We start from the raw sequence: 11,563 nt of genomic DNA, 5'->3' as shown, positions 1-11,563 counted from the left end.
CAAAAACAACAAGCTCAGGAGTCAACGACATGCAAACGCTCAACCTCGCCGCCCGCCGCTGGTGGTACATCATGCCCATCGTCTTCATCACCTACAGCCTGGCCTACCTCGACCGGGCCAACTATGGCTTTGCCGCCGCCTCGGGCATGGCTGAAGACTTGATGATCACGCCGGGGCTGTCCTCGCTGCTCGGAGCGCTGTTTTTCCTCGGCTACTTTTTCTTCCAGGTGCCTGGGGCGATCTACGCGCAGAAGCACAGCGTGAAGAAACTGATTTTCGTCAGCCTGATCCTCTGGGGCTCGCTGGCAACCCTCACCGGCGTGGTCTCCAATGCCTACTGGCTGATCGTGATCCGCTTCATGCTCGGCGTGGTGGAAGCCGCCGTGATGCCGGCGATGCTGGTCTACTTGTGCCATTGGTTCACCCGAGCCGAACGCTCGCGCGCCAACACCTTCCTGATCCTCGGCAACCCGGTGACCATGCTGTGGATGTCGGTGGTCTCGGGCTATCTGGTGCAGCAATTCGACTGGCGCTGGATGTTCATCATCGAAGGCCTGCCGGCGGTGCTCTGGGCCTTCGTCTGGTGGCGCCTGGCCGATGATCGCCCGGCCCAGGCCAAGTGGCTCAGCGCCCAGGAAAAACAAGACTTGGAAAGCGCCCTGGCCGCCGAGCAGGTGGGCATCAAGGCCGTGAAGAACTATGCCGAGGCCTTCCGCTCACCCAAGGTGATCATCCTGGCGCTGCAGTTTTTTTGCTGGAGCATCGGCGTCTACGGGTTTGTGCTGTGGTTGCCGTCGATCCTCAAGGCCGGCCTGAAGATGAGCATGGTCGAGGCCGGGTGGCTGTCGTCGCTGCCTTATCTGGCGGCGGTGGTCGCCATGCTGATCGTGTCCTGGGCGTCGGACAAGGTGCAGAAACGCAAGCGTTTCGTCTGGCCGCCGCTGCTGGTCGCCTCCATCGCGTTCTACGCCTCCTACCTGCTCGGGGCTGAGCATTTCTGGTGGTCCTACGCCTTGCTGGTGATTGCCGGGGCCTGCATGTATGCGCCCTACGGGCCGTTTTTCGCCATCGTTCCGGAGATCCTCCCGGCCAACGTCGCTGGCGGCGCCATGGCGCTGATCAACAGCATGGGCGCGCTGGGTTCGTTCGGGGGCTCGTACCTGGTGGGTTACCTCAACGGCTCCACCGGCTCCACCGGCATGTCCTTCCTGTTGATGAGCGGCGCCTTGCTGCTATCGGTGGTACTGACCCTCGCCCTCAAGCCCGGCGCCAGCGACCGGGTCGCGTCCAAAACCGTGCCGCCCCAGCCGGCGCCTGCCCGTTAACGAATCGGAAATCCCCATGAAAAAGCACGTGGTGTTGTACAAGAAACTGTCAGCGCAACTGATGGACCGCCTGCAAGCCCAGGCCCAGGTCACCCTCATCGAACACCTCGACGCCCAGGGCCTGGCGCAATTGCGCGACGCCCTGCCCAGCGCCCATGCCTTATTGGGCGCAAGCCTCAAGCTCGATGCGGCGCTGCTGGACCTGGCGCCGAATCTTGAGGCCATCGCCAGCGTTTCGGTGGGCGTCGACAATTACGATATCGATTACCTGACCGAGCGCCGGATACTGCTCACCAACACGCCGGACGTGCTGACCGAAACCACCGCCGACACCGGGTTCGCCTTGATCCTCGCAACCGCTCGGCGCGTGGTGGAACTGGCCAACCTGGTCCGCGCAGGCGGTTGGCAACAGAGCATCGGCCCACGACATTTCGGCAGCGACGTCCATGGCAAGACCCTGGGCATCGTCGGCATGGGCCGCATCGGCGAAGCCTTGGCCCAGCGCGGGCACTTCGGCTTCGGCATGCCGGTGCTCTACCACAGCCACTCGCCGAAACCCGCTGTTGAACAACGCTTCAACGCGCGTTACTGCGACCTCGACACGCTGCTGCAACAAGCGGATTTCATTTGCCTGACCTTGCCCTTGACCGCTGAGACCGAAGGCCTGATCGATGCACGGGCATTCGCGCAGATGCGCCCTGAGAGCATCTTCATCAATATCTCCCGGGGCAAAGTCGTCGACGAAACGGCAATGATCGACGCCCTTCGCAACGGGCAGATCCGTGGCGCCGGGCTGGACGTTTTCGAGCGCGAGCCGCTGAATCCGGATTCGCCGTTGTTGCAAATGGACAACGTAGTGGCAACGCCGCACATGGGCTCGGCGACCCACGAGACCCGGGAAGCGATGGCGCGTTGTGCGGTGGACAATCTGCTGGCGGCGTTGGTGGGTGAGCGGCCGATGAACCTGGTGAATGCGGGGGCGTGGAAGGGCTGACATATCCCCACCTTCGAATATGCCATCGCGAGCAAGGTCGCGATGGCAACCGTGCTCATTTAGCTGTGCACGCAACGCAACCTTTCCGGGCACACCCGCCTTGGAACACCGCTGCCAGATCCCTTTTGATCCTTGCTTAAAATAATATAAACATCCCAAACGGCGAAAACAGTAGAGAGAAACCAAACTTTCAACAAAGCAGCCACCTTCCTACATCCCCCTCCTACTCAACGGCAGGAACGAACCTACGTCAGTCTCGGAAGTCGTGCAATAGCCTTCACCTCACCCCAATGCTATTAATTAATCACTTGCGAACAAACGCAAGTTGAGCGCTCGCGTCGTGACGCCCAATTCACAGTTTGAGCGCTTCAATATTAGAAACGGTCGCCTGGTGGTGCCGCAACACGTGTTACGCGGTTGAATTATCGAACACAAAGCAACCAGGAGCGGGTACATGCACAGCATCCGAGCGATGATAAAAACTGCCTATAAAAACCACGCCAAACTTCTAGCGATAACCACAATCACAATCATCGCACTCAAGCTCATCACACTAGCCCCTCCACTGTTACTCGGCACCATCATCGACACCCTGCAAGATAACGAAAATCCAGTATCCAGCACTCTACTTTCACTGACGACAGGCCTGATCGTCGCGGGATGTATTCATGCCATCATCACTCCTCTGCAGCTCCATGCGCTGTCCAAGCTGGTACAGAGCATTATCATGAACACTTCCATTGAGTGGATCACCGAACTCATGGGCAAAGAGTTTTCGTTATTCAACTCTTGGAGAATCGGCCACTTCATCAAATCGGTCGAGCGCGGAATTACTGCGCATGAACAACTACTCTCTTTCATCGCAACCATTGCGCTCCCCGTACTCCTGGAGTTCATAATTGTTGGGGGCGCTTTTATTTACATAGGGGGCGGTGAAATTTTTTTGAGCATGACGGCGTCCGGAGTTATCTATCTGGCTGCCACCCATCGAATTATCAAATGGCGAAGAAAGCACATCGATGCAGTCAATGAACAGGAGGATGAGTTAAGTGCACACCTCTACAACACCCTCAACGCGGGGAAAAACATAAAACTGGAAAATGCGATACCTACTGCCCTGCACCCGTTGAACGCGGCGTTCGGACGTTATGCCAACGCTGCAGTGACTACCGCATCCTCTGGCGGCCTGCTGAGCACCGCCAAGATACTGTTCGTAAGCCTTTCCACTGGGGGATTGCTCTATTGGGGCGTCGTGGATCAACTTTCGGGTCAACCCAGTATCAGCGTCGGACAGCTGGTTGCCATTTTTTCAATCGCGGGGAGTTATCTGCTCAGTATTTCAACCTTGACTGAAGGGTATCGGGTTCTTGATCAATTCCTTGCAGACCAGCGTCAATTTCAGGGTCTGTTATCGCTTCCGGACTTCGATCGCAGCAATCGGCTGGCCTGGGTTGATTTCCAGCGGTCCTCAGTTCTGGAACTCGGACCCTGCGAAGTGCCAGGAACGGGAACGCTTCGCCTGTCGATCAAGAACTCCCTGACATTTGCTCAAGGGCAATCAGTGGCCGTTACGGGCCCTAGCGGCGCAGGCAAAACCACTTTTCTGGAAGCCCTCGCCGGGCTTGATGCATCAAAGCGAGACCAACTGAGTATCGACTCGGTACCGGTCTCACTTTTGACAGGCCAAGCCCACTTGGACGCCTTGAGATACTGCCCCCAACAACCGCGGTTTCTAGAAGGCTCTTTTGAACAATCGGTTCTATTTGGAGGCAGCGCATCGCCGATTTTGTCTAGAGCCATACGGCAATTGGAACTGGAAGAGATCGTGACAACACGGCAGGTCAGCGAAAATGCATCGAATGTCTCCGGAGGCGAAGCCAAACGCCTGTCACTGCTACGCCTTATCAACAAACCCGGAAAATTCAATATGTTCGACGAGCCAAGCGCATCCATCGAACCTAGGCTGACCACGCCTCTTTGGGACCTGTTATTCGACGTTTTTGCCGGACAGGGGTTGATATGCATCACCCATGACATTGATCACCTTTATCGGTTTGACCGCGTCATTGTGATGCATGACGGGGCAATCGTGGAGGATGGTCCGTGGCGGGATCTTATCGACAGGCCAGCGATCAAGCTGCTGGTGGATGAGATTCGGATGCAAAACTAGCGAAAATATGAAGTGCCGAATCTACTACGGTAATCGCGAGCAGGCTCCCACAACAGGTCCAAACCGATCACAAATCCGCACGCCTCATCAAAATCCCGTTAGTCGCCACCCCCGCCATGCATTAAAGTAACGCCCCCAGCCCCGGCGTTATCCGAACGCCTGGGCCACCCTTTCCAGGAACAGTCATCGATGGAACATCGTGAAGCGCTGCTGGCGCTGCGAACCTTTCTTTCTACGCAGATTCTCGGCCAGGAAAAACTCATCGAGCGCCTGCTCATCGCCCTGCTCGCTGATGGGCACATGCTGGTGGAAGGTGCGCCGGGATTGGCCAAGACCAAGGCGATCAAGGAGTTGGCCGAGGGCATCGAAGCGCAGTTCCATCGTATTCAGTTCACGCCCGACCTGTTGCCGGCCGACATCACCGGCACCGAAATCTATCGTCCGGAAACCGGCAGTTTCGTGTTCCAGCAGGGGCCGATCTTCCACAACCTGGTGCTGGCGGACGAAATCAACCGGGCCCCGGCCAAGGTCCAGTCGGCCTTGCTCGAAGCCATGGCCGAGCGGCAGGTCAGTGTTGGGCGCAGCACCTATGAGCTGTCGCCGCTGTTCCTGGTGATGGCCACGCAGAACCCGATCGAGCAGGAAGGCACGTATCCATTGCCCGAAGCCCAGCTCGACCGGTTCCTGATGCACGTCAAGATTGGCTTCCCGGACGCCGCGGTGGAGCGCCGGATCCTGCAGCAGGCCCGGGGCGAAGCATTGAATGGGGAAACCAAGCCCGAGCGTCGCGTCAGCCAGCAGGCGATTTTTGCCGCGCGCAAGGAAATCCTCGGGTTGTACATGGCCGACGCCGTGGAGGAGTACCTGGTGCAACTGATCATGGCGACCCGCAACCCGGCCAAGTTCGACCCGGAAATGGCCGAATGGATTGCCTACGGCGCCAGCCCACGGGGCTCGATTGCTCTGGATCGTTGCGCCCGCGCCCACGCCTGGCTGGCCGGGCGCGATTTCGTCAGCCCGGAAGACATCCAGGCCGTGCTGTTCGACGTGCTGCGCCATCGCATCATCCTGTCGTTCGAAGCCGAAGCCGCCGGCATTGACCAGGACCGTGTGGTGCAGCGGATTCTCGACGTCGTCGCCGTCGCTTGAGTATTCATCATGAATAACCCACTGGCGCCCGTCCCGGGCATCCGCGTCAGCCTTTCGGAGCTGATCGAGATGCGCCATCGAGTGCGTGAAGTGCAGTTGTTTTCCACGCCCGGCCAGCGCAGCCCGTTGATCGGCCTGCACCACTCCAAGCTGCGCGGGCGCGGAGTGGATTTCGACCAGGTGCGGATCTACCAGGCCGGCGATGATGTGCGCACCATCGATTGGCGCGTCACCGCACGGACCCAGGAGCCCCATACCAAGCTGTTCCACGAAGAGCGCGAACGGCCGATCTTCATCATGATCGAACAGAGCCATCGCCTGTTCTTCGGTTCCGGGCTGATCTTCAAGTCGGTGCTCGCCGCCCAGGCCGCCAGCCTGATCGGCTGGGCCGCGCTGGGGCATAACGACCGGGTTGGCGGGTTGGTGTTCGGCAATAACACTCACTACGAAGTCAAGCCACGGCGCAGCAAACAAAGCCTGCTGCAATTGCTCAACCGCCTGGTGCGCGTCAATCAATCGCTGCAAACCGACGGCGAGTCGGACCGCGATTCGTTCGGCGTGGCCTTGCGCCGCGCCCGGGAGGTGCTGCGTCCTGGCAGCCTGGCGATCGTGATTTGCGACGAGCGCGCCTTGTCCGACAGCGCGGAACAGCAACTGAGTTTGCTGTCGCGCCATTGCGACCTGCTGCTATTGCCACTCTCCGACCCGTTGGACCACGCCCTGCCCGCCGCCGGACTGCTGCGTTTTGCCCAGCGCGGCGAGCAACTGGAGCTCGACACCTTGAACGTCGAATTGCGCCAGGCCTACCGCGCCCAGGCCGAGGCACGGCTGGAGCGCTGGGAAATGCTGGCCCAGAAGCTGCGGATCCTGATGCTGCCCTTGAGCACCCAAGGCGACATGGTTGAACAGTTGCGCGAATACCTGAACCCCAAGCGGCCGGGGAAAGCCCGATGAGCAGCCTCGACCAATTGCAACCGCTCATGGCCCCACCGCCCATCGGATTCTGGCCGCCCGCGCCGGGCTGGTGGCTATTGCTGGTGTTGCTGCCGCTGCTGGGCGTGGGTGCGTGGCAATTGCGCCGGTTCATTCCGGTCAAGCGCAACACCGCCCGCGCCGAACAGCCACTGGACCCGATCCGCCTGGCGGCGCTGGCAGAACTGGCGTTGTTGCCCAAGCCCTACGACGGCGCACCGGCAGGGGCCTGGCTGCAGCAACTCAATGGTCTGCTCAAGCGCTTGTGCCGCAACCATTATCCCTACAGCCAGAGCCACACCCTCAATGGACGCAAGTGGCTGGCCTTCCTCGACAACCGCTGCCCGGCCGCCGGCCTGACTCGCTGGATGATCCTGGTGGAAGGCGCCTACAAGCCCGAATGCAAGCTCGATGACAAAGCCATCGCCGGCCTGACCCAAGCCGTCGAAATCTGGATTCGCAAGCATGTTTGAATTCGCCTGGCCGTGGATCTTTGTCCTGCTGCCGTTGCCCTGGCTAATGCGCCTGGTATTGCCGGCGGCGGACAGCGGCGAGCCGGCACTCAAGGTCAGTTTCCTGGAGGACCTCGAAGGACTGGTGGGGCGTCGCGCCCGGGCTAATCTGCCCACCTGGCGCCAACAGGCCCCCTTCATTCTGCTCTGGCTGCTGCTGTTGATCGCCGCCGCCCGTCCGCAGTGGCTGGGCGAGCCGTTGCCGATTGCCGCAAGCGGCCGCGACTTGCTGGTGGCCGTGGACGTGTCCGGGTCCATGGACTTTCCGGACATGCAGTGGAAGGAAGAAGACATCAGCCGCCTGGGGCTGGTCCAGCGCATGCTCGGGGACTTTCTGGAAAGCCGTGAAGGCGACCGGGTCGGCCTGATTCTGTTTGGCAGCCAGGCGTATTTGCAGGCACCGCTGACCTTTGACCGCCATACGGTGCGGCGCTGGCTCGACGAAGCGCGCGTCGGCATCGCCGGCAAGAACACCGCCATCGGCGATGCCATTGGCCTGGCGCTCAAACGCCTGCGCCAGCGTCCGGCCCAGAGCCGCGTGCTGATCCTGGTCACCGACGGTGCCAACAACGGCGGCGAAATCGATCCGCTGACCGCCGCCCGGCTGGCCGCCGATGAAAGCGTGAAAATCTACACTATCGGTGTCGGCGCCGATCCTGAGCAAAGCGGCACGGCGGGCTTTTTGGGCGTCAACCCGAGCCTGGATCTCGACGAAGCAACACTCAGGGAAATCGCCCAAGTCACCGGCGGCCAGTATTTCCGTGCCCAGGACGGTGAACAGTTGCTCACGATCAAGACCACCCTCGACCGACTCGAGCCGGTGACCCAACAGCCGACCCAGGCCCGTCCGGCCCAAGCGCTTTATCATTGGCCGCTGGCTGCCGCGCTGCTGCTGAGCCTGTTGCTGGTGGCCCGGGAACATTGGCCGGATAACCCGTTGCAACGCCTGTTCACCCAGCCCTTGTTCCAGCCGTCACAACCGTCCGAATGGCGCCAGCGGCTCAAGCGCCTGCGACTGCGGAGGCGCCGATGATCGCGCTCTGGCCGCACTGGCTGCGCCCCGGTTTTATCCTGTTGCTGCCCTTGCTGGGCTGGCTGCTCTGGCAGTTGTGGCACCGTCAGAAACGCGTGGGCCGCTGGCAGATGATCTTGCCTGCGGCCTTTCACGCAGTGCTGCTCAGCGGCGGCAGCGGTCGTGAAAGCAAACTGCCGTGGATTGCCCTCGGGCTAGGCTGGCTGTTGATGGTGCTGGCCTTGCTCGGCCCCAGCTGGACGCGTGTCGAAGAGACCAGCCAGAAACCCGCCGATCCGCTGGTGGTCATCCTCGAACTGACCCCGGAGATGCTCGCCACCGACGTCCCGCCCACGCGCCTGGAGCAAGCGCGGCGCAAGGTGCTGGACGTGCTGCATAGCCGCAGCGACGCGCAGACCGCGATCATCGTTTACTCAGGCAGTGCGCACGCCCTCGTCCCGCTGTCGGATGACCTCGCCACCAGCGCCAACCTGCTCGAAGCCTTGAAACCGTCGATCATGCCCCAAGCCGGCCACCGCGCCGACCTGGCCGTGGTCAAGGCCATGGCCCTGCTGGACCAGGCCGGGCTTGGTCATGGACGGATCCTGCTGATCGGTTCTTCCCTGAACGAAGAAGAACGCCAGGGCATTCGCCAGGTCCTGGACGGCTCCGCCACAAACCTGCTGATGCTCGGCATCGGTACCCGGGAAGGCGCACCAGTGGCCCAGGATGACGGCAGTTATCTGAAGGATGCCAAGGGCGCGATCCTGGTGCCGCGCCTGGACAGTCCGGGCCTCAAGTCCTTCGTCAATGAGCTGGACGGCCGCTACCGTCCGGCACGCCTGGATGACCGGGACCTGCGCGGCCTGGGCCTGCTGGAAGGACCGCGACACTTGCGCAGCGACGGCCAGAAACTGCGCCTGGACACCTGGGCCGACCAGGGTTATTGGCTGCTGTTGCCGCTGTTGTTGCTGGCAGCGTGTGCCGGGCGGCGCGGTTGGCTTTTCTGCCTGCCGTTGCTGTTGGTATTGCCGCAGACGGGCCACGCCTTCGAGTTCGAGGATTTATGGTTGCGCCCGGATCAACAGGGCCAACACCTGCTCAAGCAAAAGCGCCCGGCCGAGGCCGCCGCGCATTTCCAGGACAGCCAATGGCAAGGGGTCGCCCTGTACGAAGCCGGCCGGTACAGCGAAGCCGCCCAGCGCTTTGCCGAAGGCAACGACGCCCGCGCCCACTACAATCGCGGTAACGCCCTGGCCCGCAGCGGCGAACTGGACGCCGCGATCGACGCCTATGAGCAGGCCCTGGAATTGCAACCGGACCTGCGCCCTGCGCAAACCAACAAGGCGCTGGTGGAAAGCTTGCTGCAAGAACAGGTTCCGCCAGCGGACACCCCCAAGCCTGCCGAGAACCCGGAACCGCCTCCCACCGAGGAACCGCAGCAGACCGACAGGCCGAGCCAATCGTCCGAGCAGGGCCATCCTTCCTCCGAAGCGACCGCCGCGCCGGACGACGCCCAGGCGAACGAGGCTCCACCGTCCGGCGCCCAGGATGTGCCGGGCAGCGAATTGCCCGACGAGCAGACCACTACCCCGCCGCTTCGCCCGGCCGCGGGTCAACGCAACGACGAAGAACAACGCCAGGCGCTGGAACAATGGCTGCGCCAGATCCCGGACAACCCCGGCGAACTGCTTCGGCGAAAATTCTGGTATGAACAGCAAAGCCATCAGGCCCAGGGAAAACACCCATGACCCGCTTCACCGCCTACCTCCTCGCCTTGCTGCTCTGGACTGCCGGGTCCCAGGCCGCGCAGTTGACTGCCAGCGTGGATCGCAGCCGGTTGAACTCCGGGGAGACCGTCGAGCTGACGCTGGAATCCAACGATGCCACGCTGTTCGGCAAACCCGACCTGAGCCCGCTGCAGGCGCTGTTCGATGTCCGGGGCACTCGCCAGGTCAACCAATTGACCACCCTCGACGGCGAGAATCGCGCCACCACGCGCTGGATCGTGACGCTGCTGCCGCGCCAGAGCGGCACCGTGGTCATTCCCGCTCTGCAATTGGGCGAAGTGACCAGCCAGCCAATCACATTGCAAGTGATCGAGAGCGAAACCCGCAACGCCTCCGGCATCCTCGAACCGGTATTCATCGAGGCCAGCCTCGACCAGACCGAAGTGTACGTACAGGCCCAGGCGATCCTGACCTTGCGCATCTACCATTCGGTGTCGCTGTACGACGACAGCAGCCTGACACCGCTGCATATCCCGGATGCTCGCACCGAGCAACTGGGCGAATCCCGCACCTATGAAAAAGTCATCAACGACGTACGCCACGGCGTGATCGAACTGCGTTACGGCATCTACCCGCAGCGCAGCGGCGAACTGGCGATCCCGGCCCAGACCTTCAGCGCCACGCTGGTCGAGCCGGTGGCCCAGGGCACCGCATCGCCAGGGGCCAAGCCCGGCCAACTGATGCGCGTGAGCTCCACGCAACTGATGCTGACCGTCAAGCCCAAGCCCGCCAGCTACCCGGCCGATCTCCCCTGGCTTCCGGCCCGCAGCCTTTCGTTGAGCGAAAGCTGGAGCCCGGAACCGACCCACAGCCAGGTCGGCGACTCGTTGACCCGCAGCCTGACCCTGGAAGCCGAAGGCTTGACCAGCGCCCAGTTGCCGCCGCTGCCAGCGACCGAAATCAACGGCCTGCGGCGTTACCCCGACCAACCGGTACTCAGCAGCCGCAGCAGCGAACGCGGCCTGGTGGGCAGCCGCGAAGACCGTGAAGCCCTGGTGCCCAACCGCAGCGGCACCATCGAATTGCCGCCGGTGGAAGTGGTCTGGTGGAACACCCTGGAAGATCACCTGGACCGCACCAGCCTGCCCGCGCGGACCCTGCAAGTGGCGAACAACCCGAGCCTGATGGTCGACACCCCGGCGGGCACGACCCAGATCGTGACGACGGTTGACAGCGAGGCGCTGTGGTATTGGCAGTTGAGCACGCTCATCCTCGCCTGTACGACGCTGCTCGGTTTCGGCCTGTGGTGGCGTGCCCGCTGGCAACCGGCGGTGCTGCGCTCGACCCAGGCCGGGCCCAGCCCGCGCACCCTGCTGGACGACCTCAAGCGGGCCTGCCTGGCCAACGACCCGCACGCCACTCGCCAGGCATTGGACGCCTGGGCCCGGCAGCAACCGGAGACCCTCGCCGACATGGCCGCGCGTTTCGTACCGCTGTCCGACGCCCTCGACGGCTTGAACGGCGCCCTCTACAGCGAAACCGGCCAGCACTGGCAAGGCGAGGACTTATGGCGGGCCATCCGCGCCATTCCGCCGCTTGAGGGAAGGCCGGACGGCGCCAGTGATTCAAGCTTGCCGCCGCTCTACCCCAAATAACGGGTGTAGCACCGGCTTCTTGTGGCGAGGGGATTTATCCCCGC

General features: G+C 62.1%; 9 protein-coding genes. All 9 read left to right on the top strand.

The window, feature by feature from the left end:
* Nucleotides 1-29 precede the first annotated feature (29 nt).
* Nucleotides 30-1,325, top strand: a complete 1,296-nt coding sequence (locus tag FHK92_RS25210) for an MFS transporter (protein WP_181290509.1) — start codon at nt 30-32, stop codon at nt 1,323-1,325.
* Between the two features lie 16 nt (nt 1,326-1,341).
* Nucleotides 1,342-2,319: an NAD(P)-dependent oxidoreductase gene (locus tag FHK92_RS25205; protein WP_181290508.1), complete on the top strand. Its 978-nt coding sequence runs from the start codon at nt 1,342-1,344 to the stop codon at nt 2,317-2,319.
* Between the two features lie 454 nt (nt 2,320-2,773).
* Nucleotides 2,774-4,489 (top strand): ATP-binding cassette domain-containing protein, encoded by a 1,716-nt coding sequence (locus FHK92_RS25200; protein ID WP_181290507.1) that lies wholly within the window; start codon nt 2,774-2,776, stop codon nt 4,487-4,489.
* A 189-nt stretch (nt 4,490-4,678) separates the two neighbouring features.
* Nucleotides 4,679-5,638 (top strand): AAA family ATPase, encoded by a 960-nt coding sequence (locus FHK92_RS25195; RefSeq protein WP_030142594.1) that lies wholly within the window; start codon nt 4,679-4,681, stop codon nt 5,636-5,638.
* 9 nt (nt 5,639-5,647) lie between these two features.
* Nucleotides 5,648-6,592, top strand: coding sequence for a DUF58 domain-containing protein (locus FHK92_RS25190; RefSeq protein ID WP_181290506.1), 945 nt, complete (start codon nt 5,648-5,650; stop codon nt 6,590-6,592).
* Nucleotides 6,589-7,083, top strand: coding sequence for a DUF4381 domain-containing protein (locus FHK92_RS25185; RefSeq protein ID WP_181290505.1), 495 nt, complete (start codon nt 6,589-6,591; stop codon nt 7,081-7,083). Before FHK92_RS25190 ends, FHK92_RS25185 begins: the two co-directional genes overlap by 4 nt.
* The gene (locus tag FHK92_RS25180; RefSeq protein ID WP_181290504.1) at nt 7,076-8,155 is read left to right on the top strand and encodes a vWA domain-containing protein; all 1,080 of its coding nucleotides are present in this window, start codon (nt 7,076-7,078) and stop codon (nt 8,153-8,155) included. Before FHK92_RS25185 ends, FHK92_RS25180 begins: the two co-directional genes overlap by 8 nt.
* Entirely contained in the window at nt 8,152-9,885 is a 1,734-nt protein-coding gene (locus tag FHK92_RS25175) for a vWA domain-containing protein (protein WP_181290503.1), read from the top strand. Before FHK92_RS25180 ends, FHK92_RS25175 begins: the two co-directional genes overlap by 4 nt.
* Entirely contained in the window at nt 9,882-11,519 is a 1,638-nt protein-coding gene (locus FHK92_RS25170; protein ID WP_181290502.1) for a BatD family protein, read from the top strand. The genes FHK92_RS25175 and FHK92_RS25170 overlap by 4 nt, the downstream gene beginning before the upstream one ends.
* Nucleotides 11,520-11,563 lie beyond the last annotated feature (44 nt).

It is taken from the genome of Pseudomonas brassicacearum subsp. neoaurantiaca (genome assembly GCF_013608025.1).
In the GTDB taxonomy this organism is placed as follows: Bacteria; Pseudomonadota; Gammaproteobacteria; order Pseudomonadales; family Pseudomonadaceae; genus Aquipseudomonas.
This window is presented reverse-complemented; position numbering and strand designations above follow the sequence as displayed.

Coding starts and splice junctions, on each gene's coding strand:
- FHK92_RS25185 (WP_181290505.1), top strand. CDS start 6,589: ATGAGCAGCCTCGACCAATTGCAACCGCTCATGGCCCCACCGCCCATC.
- FHK92_RS25205 (WP_181290508.1), top strand. CDS start 1,342: ATGAAAAAGCACGTGGTGTTGTACAAGAAACTGTCAGCGCAACTGATG.
- FHK92_RS25180 (WP_181290504.1), top strand. CDS start 7,076: ATGTTTGAATTCGCCTGGCCGTGGATCTTTGTCCTGCTGCCGTTGCCC.
- FHK92_RS25210 (WP_181290509.1), top strand. CDS start 30: ATGCAAACGCTCAACCTCGCCGCCCGCCGCTGGTGGTACATCATGCCC.
- FHK92_RS25195 (WP_030142594.1), top strand. CDS start 4,679: ATGGAACATCGTGAAGCGCTGCTGGCGCTGCGAACCTTTCTTTCTACG.
- FHK92_RS25175 (WP_181290503.1), top strand. CDS start 8,152: ATGATCGCGCTCTGGCCGCACTGGCTGCGCCCCGGTTTTATCCTGTTG.
- FHK92_RS25170 (WP_181290502.1), top strand. CDS start 9,882: ATGACCCGCTTCACCGCCTACCTCCTCGCCTTGCTGCTCTGGACTGCC.
- FHK92_RS25190 (WP_181290506.1), top strand. CDS start 5,648: ATGAATAACCCACTGGCGCCCGTCCCGGGCATCCGCGTCAGCCTTTCG.
- FHK92_RS25200 (WP_181290507.1), top strand. CDS start 2,774: ATGCACAGCATCCGAGCGATGATAAAAACTGCCTATAAAAACCACGCC.